Raw genomic sequence first — 21,612 nt, forward strand, 5'->3', positions numbered from 1 at the left:
CCGTAATGGATTGAGACTGATCATAACGCCAACTGCTGACAGTTTATGGCAGCAGCGATCACCTCTCGATCGGCACGTCCTGCGTCTCGCGCCACTCCTTGAGAAGCACCGTGCGGCGGCGCGGATAACGCACCTCATGCAGTGCCATGTCGATGATGCGATCGGTGCGGAAATGGCGAAAATCCTGGCGCAACTCGCACCAGGCCATGAGGACGCGCACGTGCTCGAAATAGCCGAGCGCGAAAGGCCAGACGCGGCGGCGCGAGATCCGGCCCTGCTCGTCGCCGTAATGCAGTTCGAGAATACGCTCCAGCCGGATCGCCCTGCGGATAGCCGAAACATCTGCGCTATCCTCATCGCGGCGTTTGGGGCCGACGAAAAGAGCGGCCGAATCGATCATCTCACGCAAATCGGCCGGCAGTACGGCAGCGATCTTGGCCAGTGCATCGGCACCGGCGCCGGCAAGGCGCGGCTCGGCGGCGCGGGCGACCCAGCGCGAGCCGAGCACCAGAGCTTCCAGCTCTTCCTCGGAAAACATCATCGGCGGCAGCATGAAACCGGGCTTCAGCACATAACCAAGGCCGGCTTCGCCTTCGATCATCGCGCCCTGGGCCTGCAGGCTGGCGATATCGCGATAGAGGGTCCGCAGGCTGACGCCGGTCTCCTGAGCGAGCACAGTGCCGGTCACCGGCCTGCGATAACGCCGAAGCGTTTGGAGCAGCGTCAGGAGCCGTTCCGAACGGGCGACCGGCATGGCACTAGCGCTTCCACTCCACCCAGTCGCGCATCAGGCGGTGGGCGATCGCGCCTTTCGGCGGCGAGGCCTTGCCGTTGGCGCCTGGGCGCTCCAGCATCTCGAGCGTTTCCTCGCGGGTGAACCAGCGGCAATCCTCGAGCTCCGTCTCATCGCGCTTGATCTCGGTGGATTTCGCCTCCGCGTAACAGCCGATCATCAGCGAATGCGGCATCGGCCAGGGCTGCGAGGCGTGATAGCGGATACGGCCGGTGCGGATGCCTGACTCTTCCAGCGTTTCGCGGCGCACAGCGTTCTCGATGGTCTCGCCGGGTTCGACAAAGCCAGCAAGACAGGAATACATGCCCGGCGCAAAATGCGGACTGCGGCCGAGCAGGCAGAGGTCGCGGCTCTCATCGACCGTCAGCATGATGACGACGGGATCGGTGCGGGGAAAGATCATGTGCTCGCAGGCGGCACAGACACGCTTGTAACCGCCGATATGAATTTCCATTGCCGCGCCGCAGCGGCCGCAGAAGCGATTATCGCCGTTCCAGCGAATGAGGCTTGCAGCCTGGGCGAATTCGCCGAGCAACACCTCATCGATCAGCATCTCGCGAAACAGCGTGCGGCCGTCGGCGGGCTTGTACTGGCTGGCGAGATCCTCGACGTCGATGCCGACGGGAACGGCGAGGCGGGGCTCGCCGCTCTTTCGATAGCCGAGAAGCACCGTCTCGTCCCAATTCGGCCGAAGCTCCTGCAGCTCGTAGCGGGCAAAAAGCGGATCGAGCACCTGGCCGTCATGCTTCAGCACCAGCTTGTCGTTGGCGAAGGCGAAAATATGCGTACCTTCCCTCGCCAGCGCCTTTTCGACGGAGTGTTCGTCGCGATGTTCGGAATCGCGATTGAGGTCGTTGCCGGCAAAGGCCGTGAGATTGCTGGGTTCCGGATGCGGCACATCTGAATCAAAAAGCGAATGGCTCATGATGAAAGGGTTTCCCGCAGCTTCGCTGTCAATTCGTCTCTCCTTCCGTCCTCGTAGGGCTCTGCCCGCCCGAAACCCCAGACGGGACCCGGCCAGTTGGCATCGCCTTCGAAGCGGGCAATGACATGAACATGAAGCTGGCGGACGATGTTGCCAAGAGCCCCGATATTGATTTTTGTCGCGCCGGTGATCTCTTTGAGCGCCTTGGCGGTGAGCTCCGTCTCGAAAGCGAGCAGCACCTGGTCGAGCGGCGTCAGCTCGAAGATTTCGGTGATATCGGCTCGGCGCGGCACGAGAATGAGCCAGGGCCAGCGGGCATCTCTCGACAATCTCAGATCACAGAGGCCCGTGACCATGACGCTGGTGCTGTCGTTTTCCAGCCGGGGGTCGAGCATAAAGCCGTTCAAGGGCATTCCTCCTGTCTTTTCCAAGGACTAGCAGTTTTTTATCATGTTGGCTTGCTTTTGATGACGATATTGCCGATATGTGCATCCGGGAGGTTGGTGGTGGACGAGCCACTCGCCAACCGGGTCAGGTCCGGAAGGAAGCAGCCCTAACGAGCCCGGCACGGGTCATCGTGCCAGCCTCCCACCTTCTCTTTACGAAGTGCCCGGCATCCGGGCGACAAGCAGGGCGATGAGCGACACCGAGCGACAATCAAAAGATGCCGCCTCGACGGGCACCGGATACCGGGTGCTGGCTCGCAAATACCGCCCCAAGGATTTCACGGACCTGATGGTCGGCCAGGAGCCGATGGTCCGCACGCTGACCAACGCCTTCGAGACTGGCCGCATCGCGCAGGCCTATATGCTGACCGGCGTACGCGGTGTCGGCAAGACGACGACGGCGCGCATCCTGGCGCGGGCGCTGAATTACAAGACGGCAGAGATCGACAAGCCGACGATCGACCTGCGCGTACCCGGCGAACATTGCCAGGCGATCATGGAAGGCCGCCATGTCGACGTGATCGAAATGGATGCCGCCTCCCATACCGGCATCGACGATATAAGAGAGATCATCGAGCAGGTGCGCTACCGGCCGGTTTCGGCGCGCTACAAGGTCTATATCATCGACGAAGTGCACATGCTGTCGACGCAGGCCTTCAACGGTTTGTTGAAGACGTTGGAAGAGCCGCCGGAACATGTGAAATTCATCTTCGCCACCACCGAAATCCGCAAAGTGCCGATCACCGTGCTGTCGCGCTGCCAGCGCTTCGACCTGCGCCGCATCAGCGCCTCGGACCTCGTCGGGCTGTTTACGACGATTGCTGCCAAGGAGGGTATCGAGGCGGAAGCGGACGCGCTGGCGATGATCGCACGCGCTGCCGAAGGCTCGGCGCGCGATGGCCTGTCGCTGCTCGATCAGGCGATCGCCCATGGCGCCGGCGCCGTGCAGGCCGAAGCCGTGCGCGGCATGCTCGGCCTTGCCGATCGCGCCCGGATCGTCGATCTCTTCCAGCATATCGTCAAAGGCGATGTCGCCGGCGCCCTCGGAGAATTCCAGAGCCAGTACGAGGCCGGCGCCAATCCGGTGGTCGTGCTAACCGATCTTGCCGATTTCACCCATCTGGTGACGCGGCTAAAATATGTGCCGGATGCGGCAAACGACCCCTCCCTCAGCGAAATTGAACGCACCAAGGCGGCGGAGTTCGCCAAGGGTGTGGCGGTGACGACGCTGTCGCGCATCTGGCAGATGCTGCTGAAGGGGATTCCGGAAACGGAAGGCTCGTCGCGCACGGCAGGGGCAGCCGAAATGGTGCTGATCCGGCTGGCGCATGCCGCGCATCTGCCGGCGCCCGAGGATGCGGCGCGGCGGCTTGCCGAATTTTCCGGCGACGGTGCCGGCGCGCGCCCCTCCTCCCCGCCTTCCGGCGGCAGTAGCGGCAACGGAACACGGATTCCCTATCAGAGCAGCGTCGCGGCGCGGGCGCCGGAGCCGACACTGCGGCCGCAGCCCTCAGGGCCGACCGCGATGCTGCGCGCCGTCCCCAATCCGGAACCGCAGACAATCGGCCGCGTCGAGACGAAGCCAGCTGAAGCGCCGAAGCCGCTGGTCCCAGTCAATTCGATCGGCGATATCGTCGACCTCGCGGCCGAAAAGCGGGACGTCAAGCTGAAGGCGCTGGTGCGCAACTTCGTGCGGCCCGTGCGCATCGAGCCCGGGCGGCTGGACGTGAACCTCACCGAGGGCGCGCCAGGCACGCTGCTGAACGAGCTTGCCGTCAAACTGAAGGAATGGACAGGCATCCACTGGATCGTCAGCACCAGCCGCGAAGAAGGCGGACCGACGATGGTGGAGGCGGAAGCCAAGGCGCAGCAACAGCGGGTCAGCGATGCGCGCCAGGACCCCGATGTCGCGGCTATTCTTGCGCAGTTTCCGGGCGCGAAGATTATCGACGTGCGCATCAGGGCGCCGACGCCGCAGGAGGAAGCGGAAGAGGCGACACCGCCTGCCGCCGCCGAATCCGAAGAAGGCGACATCCTGCCGGGCGACGACCTAGAATTCTAGAGTTTCAAGAAGGAGCGAGACGATGCGCGACATCATGGGCATGATGGGCAAAGTCAAGGAAATGCAGGCCAAGATGGAGCAGATGCAGGCGGAGATCGCCGAGCTCTCGGCCGAAGGCAAGGCCGGCGGCGGCCTCGTCACCGTCGTCATCTCAGGCAAGGGCGACCTGAAGAGCCTGAAGATCGATCCGTCGCTGTTCAAGGAAGACGATGTTGAGATCCTCGAGGACCTGATCGTCGCCGCCCACAAGGACGCCAAGGACAAGGCCGAAGCGCTCGCCGCCGAAAAGACCAAGGCGCTGACCGCCGGCCTGCCGATCCCGCCCGGCTTCAAGCTGCCGTTTTAATCCAGGCAATCGATCTTCCATTTCACCGCTGTTGCGATGGGCGATGTGACAATCGCGTTCGCGATGCACAGGTGAAACTGGCGCCTAACGCTGCGCTTCCAACATCGCTCGCAGCTTGTAGTGAATAGGGGCAGCGAGATATCGCGCCCGGTCGGCCTCCGAAAGCCGTCGACCGAAATTTTCCATCAGCTCCGGCATTGTGACTTTGTCGCCGCCAAAAGACTGATGCTCCACCGGCATTCCGGCTTCGGCGATGCCGCTGCGGATGACGCGACAATAGATGCCGGGGCGGGCGGCATCGGTATAGCGCTTGACGAATTTCGGATCGGCCATCCTGGCTGCGAAGGTGGCGCAGGGGATGCGGCATGCTGTGACTTCGAGGACGAGATCGCCTGATATGAAGCGGTCACCGACGGCAACATCGCGGTTGTCCAGATCCGAAATCAGCATGTTTTCGCCGAAGGCGCCGGGCTCATAGGGCCGGCCGATCTCGTTTGCCCACCAGTCAAGCGTCAGCGAGCCCTCGATATAGACAGCCTGATCGACGCCGCCATGGTGTTTGCGGTTGCAGATCGCGTCGCCGACCAGTCCCTCGGCATCGATCATCACGGCGCCGTTGACGGCGTGTTTGAAGATGCCGGTCTTGTAGCTCTTGCCGGGCAGCCGCTCCGGAGTGGCGGTGCAGAGCGCCAGTATTTTCATGGGACGGCCGATCCTTCCGCGATTCCGTTTTCGTTGCATATCAGCTAAGAACGGCGCATGGCAAAACGAGTCACCGGCCCCGAAATCGAAAAACTCATCCAGCTTCTGGCGAAGGTGCCGGGCCTCGGGCCGCGCTCGGCCCGCCGGGCGGCGTTGCATCTGATCAAGAAGAAGGACCAGTTGCTCGGGCCGCTCTCGAACGCGATGGGCGAAGCCTATGACAAGGTGAAGATCTGCTCGCGCTGCGGCAATGTCGATACGGTCGACCCCTGCACCGTCTGCACCGACACGCAGCGTGATCAATCCGTCATCATCGTCGTCGAAGACGTGTCGGACCTCTGGGCGTTGGAACGGGCGGGCGCGATGAACGCCGCCTACCACGTGCTCGGCGGCACGCTGTCACCACTCGACGGGATCGGACCTGATGACCTCAACATTCGCGGGTTAATCGATCGGATCGGCGACGGCGGCATCCGCGAACTGATCATCGCCGTCAACGCCACCGTCGAGGGGCAGACAACGGCGCATTACATCACCGATCAGTTGCAGGGGCTCGATGTGAAGATCACGCGGCTGGCGCATGGCGTGCCGGTCGGCGGTGAGCTCGACTATCTCGATGAGGGCACGCTGGCGGCGGCCCTTCGGGCGCGGACGGTAATATGAGGGGTTTGTATATGCGGCGCCACACCCCCCTCTGCCTTGCCGGGCATCTCCGCCACAAGGGGGGAGATCGGCAAGATGCACCGGCCCTGCGAAATCTTGATCGTGAGCCAAGCAGCTCCGGTCCCCTGCCGCGTTTGATTGGGGTAACAGCGTGCCCCCAGCCGATCTCCCCCCCTGTGGGGGAGATGTCCGGCAGGACAGAGGGGGGTGTTCCACGAGGGCTGCGGATACTCGCATTCGCGATGATGACTGCCCTACTTCCTCTCCCCTCCCACGCAGCCCCATCGAAAGCCGATGTCGAGGCCCAGTTCGAGAGCTGGGTGCAGAAGGACCTCTGGCCGCAGGCCAAGGCGGGCGGCATTTCCGAGAAGACTTTCAAGGCCGCCTTCTCAGGCGTCACGCTGAACTGGAACCTGCCGGATCTCGCTCCGCCGGGATTCCCGCCGCCCAAGGAGCAGAAACAGACACAGGCGGAGTTTTCCTCGCCTGGCCCCTATTTCAACGAGGACCGGCTGAAGAAGCTCGCCGCAACCGGGCGCGGCTTTGCCGCGCAATATGGCTCGACGCTGAAGCGGATCGAGAAGACTTACGGCGTGCCGGGGTCGATCGTGCTTGCCATTTGGGGCCGGGAGACGGGCTTCGGCGCGGCAAAGATACCGAATTCGGCGGTCGAGGTGCTGGCAACCAAGGCCTTCATGTCGACGCGCAAGGAAATGTTCCGCACCGAGCTGGTGGCGGCGCTGCATATTCTCGACGGCGGCGACGTGACGCCCGCCGAATTCAAGAGCTCGTGGGCCGGGGCGCTCGGCCAGCCACAATTCATGCCGACGAGCTATCTGAAATATGCGGTGGATTTCGATGGCGACGGTCACCGCAATATCTGGACCTCGGTGCCGGATACGCTTGCCTCGATCGCCAATTACCTAGTCAAGAAAGGCTGGCAGCGCGATCGCGACTGGGGCTTCGAGGTTTCGATACCGGAGGCGGTCTCCTGCGCGCAAGAGGGTCCAGACCTCGCGAAGCCGCTGTCGCATTGGGCCTCGCTCGGCATCGCGCGCATCTCCGGCAAGAACTTCCCCTCGGGCGAGATGAACACCCAAAGCATGATGCTGGTTCCGGCCGGCCGCGACGGGCCGGAATTCATCGTCACGCCGAATTTTTACATCATCAAGGAATATAATAATTCCGATCTCTACGCGCTCTATATCGGCAATCTCGCCGACCGGATCGGCTATAACGGCGGCGCCTTTGAGGGCCGATGGGGCGATGTCGGCAAGATGCTGCGTTCGGATGTCGCCGCCATGCAGAAGGCGCTCGAACGGCAGGGTTACGATGTCGGCGGTTCCGACGGTCTGCCGGGCTACAAGACACGCCGATCGATCGGCCAATGGCAGGCAAAGAACGGCATGAAGCCGACATGCTTTCCCGAAGCCACGATGAAGGGTAGCCTGAAGTAAGGCTTCAGAGACTGCGCTTTAGCCCTTCATGACTCGCGACGAAGCCGAGCTTTTCATAGAAGCGAATCGAATCCCCTCGCGTCTTGTCCGTTGTCAGCTGCACGAGGCCGCAGCCCCGCTCGGCGCACTGGGCGATCGCCCATTCGATGAATTCGGAGCCGAGGCCGGAGCCACGCAAACCCCGGGCGATTCGCACGCTTTCGATCTGGCCGCGCCACATGCCCGTTCTCGACAGGCCGGGAATGAAGCTCAGCTGCAGACAGCCGACAACCTGATTGTCCGCATCGCTTGCCACGGCGAGCATCTGGTTGGCATCCGCCTCGATCGCGGCGAAAGCCGAGAGATAACTCGCATCGATAGGGTCCGAAACGATCTCCCTGGCGCTGCCGAGATCATCATCGGCCAAAAGCCGGACGATGGCGGCAAGATCGGATTGGCGGGCGAGCCTGAAATTATACATGCCTGTCCTCAATGATGCAGATCGATCGGCGCCTTATGGAAGACGTCATCGCCGGGCGGGATGGCCTGACGCTCGATCATCCGGTGAACATGCGGCGGACCTTCGCCGCGGTGAAGGGCGCGTAGCCTGTCGATATTTTCGGCATCGGCCTGCGTGCGCCGCTGGTTGTGCCTGATATATTCGACCCAGGTCGGCGTGTTGTAGGTTTCGGTCCAAAGCCCGGGATTTTCGAGATCGCGCATCAGCGCCCAGTGCCGCGCGCCATCGCGGATGCGGATACGCCGCCGCTCGCCCATCAACGTCATGAATTCCGCAAGATCGTCGTCGGCGATCTCGTAGTCGACCTGGATGACGATCGGACCGCTGCGCGGCGTGATGTCGAGGCTGAGCGCCGGCGCGGTGAAGCGGTTCAGCGGATCCAGATTGAGCGAGGCGAAGGCCGGCATCGAAAAGCGCAGGCCGATCGCAATGCCGAGCAGCATGACGACGGATGACGTCAGCAGCGCGTTGGCGACGCCGTAGCGATCGGCAGCAACGCCCCACAGCCAGCTGCCGCCGGCAATGCCGCCGAAGGTGACGGTCTGGTAGAGCGACAGCGCGCGGCCCACCACCCAGCGCGGAGTCGAGAGCTGGACGATGGTATTGAAAAGCGACAGCGCCGAAACCCAGCAGGCGCCGGCGACGAGCAGTCCGGCTGAGGTGAGGACGGCGCTCGGGCTGACGGCCGCAATGACGGCGCTGAGCGCAAAGCCGGCAAAGGCCAGGCGGATGATCGTCTCGCCGGAAAACGCCTGACGAATTCTCGCACTCAGCACGGCGCCGCCGATCGCGCCGATGCCGAAAGCGCCGAGCATGAAGCCATAGGTCAGCGGTCCGCCGGCCACCAGATCAAGCGCGACAACCGGCAGAAGCGCCAGGATCGAGCTGGCGCCGATGCCGAAGATAAGCCCCCTGACGAGAACCTTTTCGAGATTGGGCGACATGGAGACATATCGCAGGCCGGCGAAGATGGCGCTGGCGAGCGCCTCCCGCGGCAGGGTCGAAACCGGCGCGCTCGGCCGCCAACGCGACAAAGCGTAGATCAGTGGCAGATAACTCAGCGTGTTGACGGCAAAGGCCGCGGCGGCGCCGGCGGCCGCCACGATGGCGCCGCCGATCGCCGGGCCGACGCTGCGGGTGATGTTGAAGCCCATGCTGTTCAGGGTGACGGCGCCCGGCAGATCGGCGCGCGGCACCATGTCGCCGACCGAGGCCTGCCAGGAGGGATTGTTGAGCGCCGTGCCGCAGCCGATCAGGAAGGTGAAGAAGAGCAGCAGCCAAGGCGTGATCCAGCCGAGAAGCGCCGCGGCCGTCAGCAGGCCTGAGACCGTCAGCATCATGCATTGCGCCGTCAGCATCACCCGGCGGCGGTCGTAATTGTCGGCGAGCGCGCCCGATATCAGGGAAAACAGCATGATCGGCAGTGCCGTCGAGGTCTGCACCAGCGCGACCATATCCTCCGAAGCGGTGATCGTCGTCATCATCCAGGCAGCACCCACCGCCTGGATCAAGCCGCCGAAATTCGAGGAAAGGCTCGCAAACCATATGGCGCGATAAGTCTCGTGCCGTAAAGGCGCCAATGTCGACGGAGTGTACGCCACGATTTCTCCCGCTTTTGTCATTGCCCCGCCGGGCAATATATGCCCATGACCGGCGCTGGCCATAGGCGCGTTCGCCTTGTCGGAGGCGAATTGGCGGAATCGGTCGTAGACCTTGCAATTTCGTAAAAACCCGACTATATGGCTCTCAAATTCTTGATCGCTTGATGAAGAGTGGGCCGCAAGGACCCGCTCTTTTTTATTAGCTCGATCGCCTGAACAGCAGAAATTGCGAGGAGCGCACCGCTTGGCGGACATGACGAACGCAGACAACGACCTTGAGCCGCGGCTGATTACCGAAACCGGGCTTGACCAGCGTCTTGCCGATATCATCGAACCCGTTCTCATCGGGATGGGCTTCCGGCTGATCCGCGTGCGCATGCTGAACCAGAACGGCATGACGATGCAGGTGATGGCCGAGCGCAACGACGGTACGATGACGGTCCAGGACTGCGAAGAAGTCTCGATGGCGATTTCTCCCGTCCTCGATGTGGAAGATCCGATCGATAAAGAGTATCATCTCGAAGTGTCTTCGCCCGGCATCGACCGTCCGATGGTGCGGAAATCCGATTTCGTTCGCTGGCAAGGTCACCTGGTGAAATGCGAGACGTCGATCATGATCGGCAACCGCAAGCGCTTCCGCGGCAAGATCGTCGAAGCCGACGCAGATGGTTTCACGCTCGAGCGTGACCAGGTTGCCTACGGAGAAGAGCTGAACGTCACCATTCCTTTCACCGCGCTCAGCGATGCGAAACTCATCCTGACCGACGACCTGATCCGCGATGCATTGCGCGCCGACAAGCTGGCGAAAGCGCAGGCCGCCAACCAGAACGAAGCGGACGAGCAGGAATAACCGATTAACAGACCGCTCCCAGGGACGGGAACCCCGGAGTAAAGACGGAGAAACAAGACAATGGCAGTCAGTGCGAACCGGCTCGAACTTCTGCAGATCGCAGATGCAGTGGCGCGCGAAAAGGTCATCGACCGCGAGATCGTGCTTGCCGCAATGGCCGATGCCATTCAGAAGGCGGCACGCTCGCGTTACGGCACCGAATCCAACATCCGTGCCGACATCAATCCGAAGACCGGCGAAATCCGGCTGCAGCGTCTGCTCGAAGTCGTCGACAAGGCCGAGGATTATTCGACGCAGATCCCGCTGGAGCTCGCCCGCGACCGCAACCCGGATGCCGCACTCGGCGATTTCATTGCCGATCCGCTGCCGCCGATGGATTTCGGCCGTATCGCCGCTCAGTCCGCCAAGCAGGTGATCGTCCAGAAGGTGCGTGAAGCCGAGCGCGACCGCCAGTTCGATGAATTCAAGGACCGCGTCGGCGAGATCGTCAACGGCACCGTCAAGCGCGTCGAATACGGCAACGTCATCGTCGATCTCGGCCGTGGCGAAGGCATCATCCGCCGCGACGAAATGATCCCGCGGGAAAACGTGCGCTATGGCGATCGCGTCCGTGCCTATGTCTATGACGTCCGCCGCGAACAGCGCGGCCCACAGATCTTCCTGTCGCGCACGCATCCGCAGTTCATGGTGAAGCTCTTCACCATGGAAGTGCCTGAAATCTATGACGGCATCATTCAGGTGAAGTCGGTTGCCCGCGATCCGGGCTCGCGCGCCAAGATTGCCGTGATCTCGAACGACAGTTCGATCGATCCGGTCGGCGCCTGCGTCGGTATGCGCGGCTCGCGCGTCCAGGCCGTCGTCGGCGAGCTCCAGGGTGAGAAGATCGATATCATCCCGTGGTCGCAGGATCCGGCAACCTTCGTCGTCAACGCCCTGCAGCCGGCCGAGGTCGCCAAGGTCGTTCTCGACGAGGATGCCGAGCGCATCGAAGTGGTGGTTCCCGACGAGCAGCTGTCGCTTGCGATCGGCCGCCGCGGCCAGAACGTCCGCTTGGCGTCGCAGCTGACCGGCTGGGATATCGACATCATGACGGAGGCCGAGGAATCGGAGCGCCGTCAGAAGGAATTCAACGAGCGCACCAACCTGTTCATGGATTCGCTCGACGTCGACGAAATGGTCGGCCAAGTCCTGGCATCGGAAGGTTTTGCCGCCGTCGAGGAACTTGCCTATGTCGATCTCGACGAAATCGCCTCGATCGATGGTTTCGATGAAGATACCGCGCAGGAAATCCAGACCCGCGCCCGTGAATATCTGGAGAAGCTCGAAGCCGAGATGGATGAGAAGCGTAAGGCGCTCGGCGTTGAGGACGAGTTGCGCCAGATCGACGGCATGACCGCCCAGATGATGGTGGCGCTCGGCGAAGACGGCATCAAGACGATCGAGGATTTTGCTGGCTGCGCCGCTGACGATCTCGTCGGCTGGACGGAGCGAAAGAACGGCGAAACGAAGAAGTTCGAGGGCCTGTTCTCGAAGTTCGACGTCTCGCGCGTCGAGGCCGAACAGATGATCGTCCAGGCTCGGCTTGCGGCCGGCTGGATTACCGAAGAGGACCTGGCGAAGGGGACCGAAGAAGAGGTCACCGAAGCCGAACAGGAAGCATGATGACCGCGCATGAGCCGGACGCTCTCCCTCAGGACGACGATCTTGCAGGTTATGACGTGAACGGACGCATGTGCATCGTGACGCGCGAAAGCGGATCGCCGGATGAGCTGATCCGCTTCGTCGCGGCTCCCGACGGAACCGTCGTCGCCGACCTGAAGCGCCAGCTTCCGGGACGCGGTTGCTGGGTGAAAGCCGACCGGTCGCTGGTCGACAGAGCGGTGGCGAAGAAGCTCTTCGCCCGCGCGCTGAAAAGCGACGTGAAGGCAGCAGACGATCTCGGCGCGAATGTCGACCGGCTGCTCGCGGCGCAATTGATGCAGATGATGAACATGGCCCGCAAAGCCGGCCAGTTCATCAGCGGCTCCTCGAAAGTGGACGCCGCGGTTAGAAGCGGAGCAGCCATTGCGGTGTTCCACGCAACTGACGCGGCGGACGACGGTGTGAGGAAAATCGACCAGGCCCGCAAGGCCTGGCACCTCGGAATGGAGACCGAGGAGGAGATACCTTCCTACCGCTTCTTCTCGGAGAGCGAAATGGAAGGCCTGATGGGCCAGAATGCTTTTATCCATGCCGCAGTGCTTGCAGGGCAGGCGGGTGAGGGTGTAGTGAAGCGCGCAAAGATGCTCGAACAGTACCGTATTGGCGGTCAGTCCCGGGCAGCGGGCGGCGCTGGCCGGCAAAAACAATGAGACGGTCACCGGCATCGGCCGGTCTCATTCTCATTGATCGACAGTATTTGAACGACAGGGTCTGATCTAGTCATCGCTCCCTGTCCGAAGGAACGGGAACGAATGACCGATAGTAACGACGACAAGACACTCAGCGTAACGGGCAAGAAGACGCTTACCCTGAAACCATCGGGGATAAGCCAGGGCACCGTTCGCCAAGATATGGGTCGGGGTCGCACCAAGGCGGTCGTGGTCGAGACCCGCAAGCGGCGCCCGATGCGCCCGGAAGACGAAAAGCCAATCGCGCCCGCTGCCCCGGCAGCCCCGGTCCGCGCCGCCGAACCTGCGCCGGCGCCCGTTCAGGCGCGTCCGCAGCAGCCGACGCCGGCACCGCGGGTTCACCAGCCGGGCAACAACCAGACCAACCAGCGTCCGCAGCAGTCCTATCAACCGCAGCGCTCGAACGACCGTCCGCGCCCTGTCGTGCTGAACCATCTGTCGCCTGAGGAGATGGATGCCCGCCGCCGCGCGCTGGCCGAATCCCAGGCGCGTGACGCCCAGGACGCGATCCGCCGCGCCGAGGAAGAAAAGCGCCGTGCCGCCGAAGAGGCGATCCGCAAGGTCGCCGAAGCCGAAGAGGCCGCCCGCAGGGCCGCCGAAGAGGCTGCCCGCCAAGCCGAAGCGCCCGCTGCCGCCGAACCCGCCGCTGTTGCGGCGCCGGCTCCGGTTGTGGCCGAAGCGCGCCCGAGCGCTCCGCGGCCGGCATCGCCGGCACCGGCTGCGCGCCGTCCGGATGGCGCCGGAGCACCTGCTGCCGCCCGGCCCGCGCCGGGTGCTGCCGCACCGGCAGGAGTCCGTGGCCGTCGTGATGACGAGGGCGACGATGATCGGGGTGCTGCACGCGGCGGCCCGGCTCGTGGCCGCGTTGTCCGCCCCGAACCGGCAAAGCCGGTCACCACGCGTCCGAAAACGGATGAGGAGCGCCGCCGCGGCAAGCTGACGATCACCACGGCCGACGTCGACGGCGACGACAATGCGCGCGGGCGCTCACTTTCGGCGATGCGCCGCCGGCAGGAAAAATTCCGCCGCAGCCAGATGCAGGAAACCCGCGAGAAGATCTCCCGCGAAGTGGTTCTGCCCGAGACCATCACCATTCAGGAACTGTCGCAGCGCATGTCCGAACGCGCGGTCGACGTCATCAAGTACCTGATGAAGGAAGGCCAGATGATGAAGCCGGGCGACGTCATCGACGCCGACCTTGCCGAACTCATCGCCAGTGAATTCGGCCACACGGTTCGTCGCGTGTCGGAATCCGATGTCGAGCTCGGCATCTTCAACGTCTCTGACGAAGAAGGCGAACTGGTTTCGCGCCCGCCCGTCGTCACCATCATGGGCCACGTCGACCACGGCAAGACCTCGCTGCTCGACGCCATCCGCCATGCCAACGTGGTCGCCGGCGAAGCCGGTGGCATCACCCAGCATATCGGCGCCTATCAGGTGGAACAGAACGGCCAGAAGATCACCTTCATCGACACCCCCGGCCACGCCGCCTTCACGGCGATGCGTGCCCGCGGCGCGCAGGCGACCGACATCGCGATCCTGGTGGTCGCGGCCGATGACAGCGTCATGCCGCAGACGATCGAATCGATCAACCACGCCAAGGCGGCCAATGTGCCGATCATCGTGGCGATCAACAAGGTCGACAAGCACGAGGCCGACCCGCAGAAGGTTCGCAACCAGCTGCTGCAGCACGAAGTCTTCGTGGAATCCATGGGCGGTGAAGTGCTCGATGTCGAAGTCTCGGCCAAGACAGGCAAGAATCTCGACAAGCTGCTCGAGGCGATCCTGCTGCAGGCCGAAATTCTCGATCTGAAGGCCAATCCTAACCGGACGGCGGAAGGCACTGTCATCGAAGCCCAGCTCGACCGCGGCCGCGGTTCGGTCGCCACCGTGCTCGTCCAGAAGGGCACACTGCGTCCGGGCCAGATCATCGTCGCCGGCGACGTCTGGGGCCGCGTGCGCGCCCTCGTCACCGACAAGGGCGACCATGTGAAGGAAGCCGGTCCCGCGACCCCGGTCGAGGTGCTCGGTCTTTCCGGCACGCCGCAGGCAGGCGACAAGTTCGCCGTGGTCGAAAGCGAAAGCCGCGCCCGCGAGATCTCGGAATATCGTCAGCGTCTTGCCCGCGACAAGGCGGCTGCCCGCCAGTCGGGCCAGCGCGGTTCGCTGGAACAGATGATGACTCAGCTCCAGAGCACCGGCGTCAAGGAGTTCCCGCTCGTCATCAAGGGCGACGTGCAGGGCTCGATCGAAGCGATTGCCGGCGCGCTGGAAAAGCTCGGCACCGACGAAGTCCGTGCCCGCATCGTCCATTCGGGCGCAGGCGGCATCACCGAGTCGGATATTTCGCTCGCCGAAGCTTCGAACGCCGCCATCATCGGCTTCAACGTTCGCGCCAATGCGCAGGCACGCCAGTTCGCCGAACGCCAGGGCATCGAAATCCGCTACTACAACATCATCTACGATCTGGTGGATGACGTGAAGGCAGCGATGTCGGGCCTGCTGTCGCCGGAACGGCGCGAAACCTTCATCGGCAATGCCGAAATCCTCGAGGTGTTCAACATTACCAAGGTCGGCAAGGTCGCGGGCTGCCGTGTCGTCGAAGGCAAGGTCGAACGCGGTGCGGGCGTCCGCCTCATCCGCAACGATGTCGTCGTTCACGAAGGCAAGCTCAAGACTCTCAAGCGCTTCAAGGACGAAGTCTCCGAAGTGCCGATGGGCCAGGAATGCGGCATGGCCTTCGAAAATTACGAGGATATGCGCGCCGGCGACGTCATCGAGTGCTTCCGCGTCGAGCATATCACGCGCACGCTCTAATCGGTAATGTCTCAACACGAGAGCAAGCTCCTAAGAAAGCCATCCGCCAAATTGGTGGATGGCTTTTGGCATCTCGAAACCGAATCGAGTTTGAGCGATACGACAGCGGCCTCTCAAGCGCTGGATGTCGTTCGCCGATTGAACCGACCGAAAATCTGGACGTTCGTAACGCGGATTTTTGTCATTTGGCTTATCTTATTTTATTTCACAGCGATTTTTGCTTCGTCGCTGCTGATCGCCGGCGTTGTCTTCAAGCTCAGCCCCTCCAGTTTCGACACGGCTCTGTTCGGACATTATTTCGTCTTGCTGTTCTGCGCAGCGATGCTGTCGCTATATCTGCTGCTTCCAATTCTCTATCGATACCATAACCGTTCTATCTTGCCGCCAGGTAGCAAGGTCACACTTCCGCGGGTCCAAATCATAGGGAAACATACGATCATCAACGAACTGCCAAACGCGAGAAGCGAGTGGCATTGGACCGCCGTCTCGGAGTTCATCGAGACAAAAAGCTATTTTTTTATAACTCACGCAGTCGGCTACTTTGTCGCTGTTCCACGATCTGCATTTTTGAACGAAGCCGATGCCGGTTCTTTCGCAGAACTGTGTCGCAATGCGCTTGCCGCCGCCCGTAGTCAGTAGGATGGTTGCTTCACTTTTGACACCTGCCGCCTTGACCTTTGCAGCCAAAAGAGTCATGGACGCTCTCCTTTGACGGGTTCGATTCCCAGCCGCATCGGCAAACAGAGATAACAATGACCAGACCAACATCCTCCGCGCCTTCGCAGCGCATGCTGCGCGTTGGCGAACAGGTCCGCGCCGCGATCACCCAGGTGCTGCAGCGCGGCGAAGTGCGTGACGACGTCATCGAGGCGACCGTGATCTCGATTTCGGAAGTGCGCATGTCGCCGGACCTGAAGATCGCCACGGCTTACGTGACGCCGCTCGGCGTTTCCGACCACAGCGTCGTCATCGAGGCGCTGAACCGCCATGCGAAGTTCATCCGCGGCCGGCTCGGGCCGCAGCTTCGGCAGATGAAATACATGCCGGAAGTGCGCTTCCGCGACGATACCAGCTTCGACAATTACAAGAAGATCGACGAGCTCTTGCGTTCGCCCGAGGTGAGCCGCGATCTCGACGGCGACAACGACGAAAAATAGCAGAAGAGACGCATGTCCAAACCACGCAAACCCAAGGGCCGGCCGATTTCCGGCTGGCTGATCCTCGACAAGCCGGTGGATTTCGGCTCGACGGAAGCCGTTTCCAAGCTTAAATGGCTCTACAAGGCGCAGAAGGCCGGCCATGCCGGCACGCTCGATCCGCTCGCCTCCGGCATGCTGCCGATCGCGCTCGGCGATGCGACCAAAACCGTTCCCTATGTGATGGACGGCCGGAAAATCTATGAGTTCACCGTCAGCTGGGGCGAGGAGCGGGCCACCGACGATCTCGAAGGCGATGTGACGCAGAGCTCGGAAAGGCGCCCGACCGAGCAGGAGATCCGCGAGATCCTGCCCCGCTATATCGGCACGATCAGCCAGGTGCCGCCGCAGTTTTCCGCCATCAAGATTGCGGGTGAACGCGCCTATGATTTGGCGCGCGACGGCGAAGCCGTCGAGATTCCCTCGCGCGAAGTCGAGATCTTCCGGCTGACGCTGCTTGCCTGCCCAGATGAGAATACCGCGCATTTCGAAGTGGAATGCGGCAAGGGCACGTATGTCAGGGCGCTTGCCCGCGATTTCGGCCGCGAGCTCGGCTGCTACGGCCATATATCAGGGCTGCGACGCACCTTCGTCGCGCCTTTCCAGGAAGATGCCATGGTGCCGCTTGCCAGCCTCGTGGCGCTCGAGGCGATCGAAGACATGGACGAGCGGCTCGCCGCCCTCGATGCATTGCTGATCGACACGTGCGAGGCGCTTTCCGCCCTGCCTCATCTCGTCATCAACGACGACCAGGCGCACCGACTGAAGATGGGCAATCCGATCCTGGTGCGCGGCCGCGATGCGCCGATTGCCGAAAGCGAAGCCTATGCGACGGCTCGCGGCAGGCTGATCGCGATCGGCGAGATCGGCCAGGGTGAGTTTCGCCCAAAGCGGGTTTTCGCCTAAGTCGCTACAGCTGGCGATTGTCTTGCGGTGGCGATGCGATATCTTCCTTTCGGGCCATGTCGGCCCGAGGGGCCATGTCGGCCCGAGGGGCCATGTCGGCCCGAGGGGCCATGGCGGCCCGAGGGGAAAATTATGCGCGCAATCGCAGTTGGAATGCTGACGTTCTTTTCGCTGTTCCTGACCGCCGCCGGCGCTCAATCCGCCGAGCGCTGGGCCGAGCTTCCGGCCTTTCCTGCCATGCCGGCGCCGAAGACAAGCGGCATGGCCGATGTGAACGACATCCAGATGTATTATGCCGAATATGGTGAAGGCGATCCGATCCTCTTCATCCACGGCGGCCTTGGCAATACCGGCGTCTGGGGTCACCAGATCGCCGAATTCGCCAGAGATCATCTGGTCATCGTCGCCGACAGCCGCGGTCACGGCCGCTCAACGCGCAGCCAGCAGCCTTTCGGCTACGATCTGATGACATCGGACTATGTCGCCCTTCTCGATTATCTGAAGATCGACAAGGTGACGCTCGTCGGGTGGTCGGACGGCGGCATCATCGGCATCGACATGGCGATGAGATATCCGGAAAAGCTGACGCGGGTCATTGCCCAGGCGGCCAATGTCACCACGGACGGCGTCAAGCCCGACGTCTTGAGCAACAAGACCTTCAACGACTACATCACCGTCGCCGGCGAACAATACCGGAAGCTGTCGCCGACACCGAACGAATACAAGGCCTTCGTTGACCAGATTTCGCGGATGTGGAAGACGCAACCGAACTGGACGGCGACGGAGCTTGGCAAAATCATGCTGCCGGTCACGCTTGCCATCGGTGATCATGATGAGGCCGTAAAGCTCGACCATACCGAGATGATGGCGAAAGAAATTCCCGGCGCAAAGCTCGTCATCCTGAAAGACGCCAGCCATTTCGCCATGCTGCAGGATCCTGCAGGCTATAATGCGATGATTCGGGACGCCATGACGGGCCGCTGAAAGCTGCTGCGGGGCTCCCTCTTTCCATCGCTGCTTATTTGGTTTATAGGCAGCGCCAGCATCGGGTCCGCTCGATTGCATTCGCGGCCAAAGCTGGACGGCATCCCGGCTTTTGGCGACTTTTTCTCCTCTCATAGAAAGGACCATCCGATGTCGATCACTGCTGAGCGCAAGGCTGCGCTGATCAAGGAATACGCAACCGCCGAAGGCGATACCGGTTCGCCGGAAGTTCAGGTCGCGATCCTGACCGAGCGCATCAACAACCTGACCGAACACTTCAAGGACCACAAGAAGGATAACCATTCCCGCCGTGGCCTGCTGACGATGGTTTCGAGCCGCCGCTCGCTTCTTGATTATCTCAAGAAGAAGGATGAAGGCCGCTATTCCAAGCTGATCAACAGCCTGGGTATCCGCCGCTAAGATTGTCCGGCGGGCGCTTACGAGCGTCCGCCGGATCTGTTTCGGGACGGTGTTCCGATGAAATGTTCCCGCCGCGCCCTATCTCAAGCGGAGGAACGACCGGCGGACCCGGATGGGCCGGTTCTGCCAAACCAACCGCTGACCTGTCATGGGGCAGGATTGCCGGATGCTTTCGGCCAGAGCTTCTCGAAGCTTTGGCCCGATTTCCCGGGGACATGGGTTCCTGAGGAAGCTGAGACGAAAAGCCTCCCGTTGTCTTGCCCGTGATACGTCGCATTGATTGCGGTCGACTGTGCGCTGCGCCCTGATATCGGCGATGGCGCGTGCTCCCGCATTGAAGGACAAGATATGTTTGATACACACACCGTGGAAATCGAGTGGGCCGGCCGCCCGCTGAAGCTTGAAACCGGCAAGATCGCCCGTCAGGCCGATGGTGCCGTTCTCGCCACCTACGGCGAAACCGTCGTTCTCGCCACCGTCGTTTCGGCCAAGGCGCCGAAGCCCGGCCAGGACTTCTTCCCGCTGACCGTCAACTACCAGGAAAAGACCTACGCAGCCGGCAAGATCCCCGGCGGCTATTTCAAGCGCGAGGGACGCCCGAGCGAAAACGAGACCCTCGTTTCCCGCCTGATCGACCGTCCGATCCGCCCGCTCTTCCCGGAAGGCTACAAGAACGACACGCAGGTCGTCGTAACCGTCATCCAGCACGACCTTGAAAACAACCCCGACATCCTGTCGATGGTCGCGACTTCGGCAGCGCTGACGCTCTCCGGCGTTCCCTTCATGGGCCCGGTCGGCGGTGCGCGCGTCGGCTACATCAACGGCGAATATGTTCTCAACCCGCATCTCGACGAGATGGACGAGTCGAGCCTCGACCTCGTCGTCGCCGGCACCTATGACGCCGTGCTGATGGTCGAATCCGAAGCCAAGGAACTGCCCGAGGACGTCATGCTCGGCGCCGTCATGTTCGGCCACAGGGGTTTCCAACCGGTTCTCGACGCGATCATCAAGCTCGCCGAAGTTGCCGCCAAGGAGCCGCGCGACTTCCAACCGGAGGACTATTCCGCGCTCGAAAGCGAAATGCTCGGCCTTGCCGAAGCCGAACTGCGTGAAGCCTACAAGATCACCCAGAAGGCCGACCGCTACGCCGCCGTCGACGCCGTCAAGGCGAAGGTGAAGGCGCACTTCCTTCCCGAGGAAGGCGAAGCCAGGTACACGGCCGAGGAAGTCGGCGCGATCTTCAAGCACCTGCAGGCCAAGATCGTCCGCTGGAACATCCTCGACACCAAGAGCCGTATCGACGGCCGCGATCTCGAAACCGTCCGTCCGATCGTTTCGGAAGTCGGGCTTCTGCCGCGCACCCATGGTTCGGCGCTGTTCACCCGCGGCGAAACCCAGGCGATCGTCGTTGCCACGCTCGGCACCGGCGAAGACGAACAATATGTCGACAGCCTGACAGGCATGTACAAGGAGCGCTTCCTGCTCCATTACAACTTCCCGCCCTACTCCGTCGGCGAGACCGGCCGCATGGGCTCCCCGGGCCGCCGCGAAATCGGCCACGGCAAGCTCGCATGGCGCGCGATCCGTCCGATGCTGCCGTCGGCCGAGCAGTTCCCCTACACGCTGCGCGTCGTCTCCGAGATCACCGAGTCGAACGGCTCGTCCTCGATGGCGACCGTCTGCGGCACCTCGCTCGCCCTGATGGATGCCGGCGTTCCGCTTGCCAAGCCGGTTGCCGGTATCGCCATGGGCCTGATCCTCGAAGGCGATCGCTTCGCTGTTCTCTCCGATATCCTCGGTGACGAAGACCACCTCGGCGATATGGACTTCAAGGTTGCAGGTACAGCCGACGGCATCACCTCGCTGCAGATGGACATCAAGATCGCCGGCATCACCGAAGAGATCATGAAGGTCGCGCTCAGCCAGGCCCAGGGCGGTCGCACCCACATTCTCGGTGAAATGTCCAAAGCGATCACCGAAAGCCGCGGCCAGCTCGGCGAATTCGCTCCGCGCATCGAAGTCATGAACATTCCGGTCGACAAGATCCGCGAAGTCATCGGCTCCGGCGGCAAGGTCATCCGCGAAATCGTCGAAAAAACCGGTGCGAAGATCAACATCGAGGACGACGGCACCGTCAAGATCGCCTCCTCTTCCGGCAAGGAAATTGAAGCGGCCCGCAAGTGGATCCACTCGATCGTTGCCGAGCCTGAAATCGGCCAGATCTATGAAGGCACCGTTGTCAAGACCGCCGACTTCGGCGCCTTCGTCAACTTCTTCGGCGCCCGCGACGGCCTCGTCCATATCTCGCAGCTCGCTTCCGAACGCGTTGCCAAGACGCAGGACGTCGTCAAGGAAGGCGACAAGGTCTGGGTCAAGCTGCTCGGCTTCGACGAACGCGGCAAGGTTCGCCTGTCGATGAAGGTCGTCGACCAGGCCACCGGCCAGGAGATCGCGAACGAGAAGAAGAAGGAAGAAGCGGCCGAGTAAGCCGCGTCTCCCAGATTGAATGCCGGGCGCGGGAATCTTCCGCGCCCTTTTTGTATCCCGGATTGCGC

The 21,612-nt window shown here is 62.3% G+C and carries 20 protein-coding genes and 1 other RNA gene; 15 read left to right on the top strand and 6 right to left on the bottom strand.

Annotated features, from left to right (window positions below; translation table 11 throughout):
- Positions 1–58: 58 nt before the first annotated feature.
- Genes GGI60_RS25480 through GGI60_RS25490 form a run of 3 tightly spaced genes read right to left on the bottom strand, consistent with a single transcriptional unit; the run spans position 59 to position 2,125 of the window.
- The gene (locus GGI60_RS25480) at positions 59–754 is read right to left on the bottom strand and encodes a YafY family protein (protein WP_183919159.1); all 696 of its coding nucleotides are present in this window, start codon (positions 752–754) and stop codon (positions 59–61) included.
- A 4-nt stretch (positions 755–758) separates the two neighbouring features.
- The gene (gene nudC / locus GGI60_RS25485; protein ID WP_183919158.1) at positions 759–1,718 is read right to left on the bottom strand and encodes an NAD(+) diphosphatase; all 960 of its coding nucleotides are present in this window, start codon (positions 1,716–1,718) and stop codon (positions 759–761) included.
- A complete protein-coding gene (locus GGI60_RS25490) occupies positions 1,715–2,125 on the bottom strand; it encodes an HIT domain-containing protein (RefSeq protein WP_183919157.1) in 411 nt (136 codons plus the stop codon). The genes nudC and GGI60_RS25490 overlap by 4 nt, the downstream gene beginning before the upstream one ends.
- 88 nt (positions 2,126–2,213) lie before the next feature.
- On the opposite strand from GGI60_RS25490, the gene ffs reads away from it, so the two are divergent.
- The 3 genes from ffs (at position 2,214) to GGI60_RS25505 (ending at position 4,572) form a co-directional block, all read left to right on the top strand.
- Positions 2,214–2,310: signal recognition particle sRNA small type (ffs, locus tag GGI60_RS25495), an RNA gene on the top strand.
- A gap of 44 nt (positions 2,311–2,354) precedes the next feature.
- The gene (locus GGI60_RS25500) at positions 2,355–4,226 is read left to right on the top strand and encodes a DNA polymerase III subunit gamma/tau (RefSeq protein ID WP_183919156.1); all 1,872 of its coding nucleotides are present in this window, start codon (positions 2,355–2,357) and stop codon (positions 4,224–4,226) included.
- Between the two features lie 22 nt (positions 4,227–4,248).
- Complete coding sequence (locus GGI60_RS25505) at positions 4,249–4,572, top strand: YbaB/EbfC family nucleoid-associated protein (RefSeq protein ID WP_183919155.1); 324 nt, start codon at positions 4,249–4,251, stop codon at positions 4,570–4,572.
- Positions 4,573–4,656: 84 nt separating this feature from the next.
- Here the strand turns inward: GGI60_RS25505 and GGI60_RS25510 are convergent, their stop codons facing one another.
- Positions 4,657–5,274 carry an MOSC domain-containing protein gene (locus tag GGI60_RS25510; protein ID WP_183919154.1) on the bottom strand — a complete coding sequence of 206 codons (618 nt, stop codon included), beginning with the start codon at positions 5,272–5,274 and terminating at the stop codon, positions 4,657–4,659.
- Between the two features lie 57 nt (positions 5,275–5,331).
- Between GGI60_RS25510 and recR the strand changes: the two genes are divergently transcribed.
- On the top strand, positions 5,332–5,937 hold the full coding sequence (gene recR, locus GGI60_RS25515; RefSeq protein WP_183919153.1) for a recombination mediator RecR: 606 nt from the start codon (positions 5,332–5,334) through the stop codon (positions 5,935–5,937).
- 185 nt (positions 5,938–6,122) lie between these two features.
- Positions 6,123–7,394, top strand: coding sequence for a lytic murein transglycosylase (locus tag GGI60_RS25520; protein WP_183919152.1), 1,272 nt, complete (start codon positions 6,123–6,125; stop codon positions 7,392–7,394).
- Between the two features lie 4 nt (positions 7,395–7,398).
- On the opposite strand, the gene GGI60_RS25525 is transcribed toward GGI60_RS25520, so the two are convergent.
- Entirely contained in the window at positions 7,399–7,854 is a 456-nt protein-coding gene (locus tag GGI60_RS25525) for a GNAT family N-acetyltransferase (RefSeq protein ID WP_183919151.1), read from the bottom strand.
- An 8-nt stretch (positions 7,855–7,862) separates the two neighbouring features.
- Positions 7,863–9,494 (bottom strand): MFS transporter, encoded by a 1,632-nt coding sequence (locus tag GGI60_RS25530; protein WP_183919150.1) that lies wholly within the window; start codon positions 9,492–9,494, stop codon positions 7,863–7,865.
- A 244-nt stretch (positions 9,495–9,738) separates the two neighbouring features.
- Between GGI60_RS25530 and rimP the strand changes: the two genes are divergently transcribed.
- From rimP to pnp, 10 genes are all read left to right on the top strand, one after another.
- Positions 9,739–10,344 (top strand): ribosome maturation factor RimP, encoded by a 606-nt coding sequence (rimP, locus tag GGI60_RS25535; RefSeq protein WP_183919149.1) that lies wholly within the window; start codon positions 9,739–9,741, stop codon positions 10,342–10,344.
- A 60-nt stretch (positions 10,345–10,404) separates the two neighbouring features.
- Positions 10,405–12,006: a transcription termination factor NusA gene (gene nusA, locus GGI60_RS25540; protein ID WP_183919148.1), complete on the top strand. Its 1,602-nt coding sequence runs from the start codon at positions 10,405–10,407 to the stop codon at positions 12,004–12,006.
- Positions 12,003–12,695: an RNA-binding protein gene (locus GGI60_RS25545; protein WP_183919147.1), complete on the top strand. Its 693-nt coding sequence runs from the start codon at positions 12,003–12,005 to the stop codon at positions 12,693–12,695. The genes nusA and GGI60_RS25545 overlap by 4 nt, the downstream gene beginning before the upstream one ends.
- A 102-nt stretch (positions 12,696–12,797) precedes the next feature.
- On the top strand, positions 12,798–15,551 hold the full coding sequence (gene infB, locus GGI60_RS25550; protein ID WP_183919146.1) for a translation initiation factor IF-2: 2,754 nt from the start codon (positions 12,798–12,800) through the stop codon (positions 15,549–15,551).
- A gap of 90 nt (positions 15,552–15,641) precedes the next feature.
- Entirely contained in the window at positions 15,642–16,190 is a 549-nt protein-coding gene (locus tag GGI60_RS25555) for a YcxB family protein (RefSeq protein ID WP_183919145.1), read from the top strand.
- A gap of 113 nt (positions 16,191–16,303) precedes the next feature.
- Positions 16,304–16,708 (top strand): 30S ribosome-binding factor RbfA, encoded by a 405-nt coding sequence (rbfA, locus tag GGI60_RS25560; protein WP_183919144.1) that lies wholly within the window; start codon positions 16,304–16,306, stop codon positions 16,706–16,708.
- A gap of 12 nt (positions 16,709–16,720) precedes the next feature.
- Entirely contained in the window at positions 16,721–17,653 is a 933-nt protein-coding gene (gene truB, locus GGI60_RS25565) for a tRNA pseudouridine(55) synthase TruB (RefSeq protein WP_183919143.1), read from the top strand.
- Between the two features lie 132 nt (positions 17,654–17,785).
- On the top strand, positions 17,786–18,637 hold the full coding sequence (locus GGI60_RS25570) for an alpha/beta fold hydrolase (protein ID WP_183919142.1): 852 nt from the start codon (positions 17,786–17,788) through the stop codon (positions 18,635–18,637).
- Positions 18,638–18,787: 150 nt separating this feature from the next.
- Complete coding sequence (gene rpsO / locus GGI60_RS25575; protein WP_009997779.1) at positions 18,788–19,057, top strand: 30S ribosomal protein S15; 270 nt, start codon at positions 18,788–18,790, stop codon at positions 19,055–19,057.
- Positions 19,058–19,405: 348 nt separating this feature from the next.
- Entirely contained in the window at positions 19,406–21,544 is a 2,139-nt protein-coding gene (gene pnp, locus GGI60_RS25580; RefSeq protein ID WP_064681602.1) for a polyribonucleotide nucleotidyltransferase, read from the top strand.
- Positions 21,545–21,612 lie beyond the last annotated feature (68 nt).

Source organism: Rhizobium lentis, from assembly GCF_014200175.1.
Classification (GTDB): domain Bacteria; phylum Pseudomonadota; class Alphaproteobacteria; order Rhizobiales; family Rhizobiaceae; genus Rhizobium; species Rhizobium mulingense.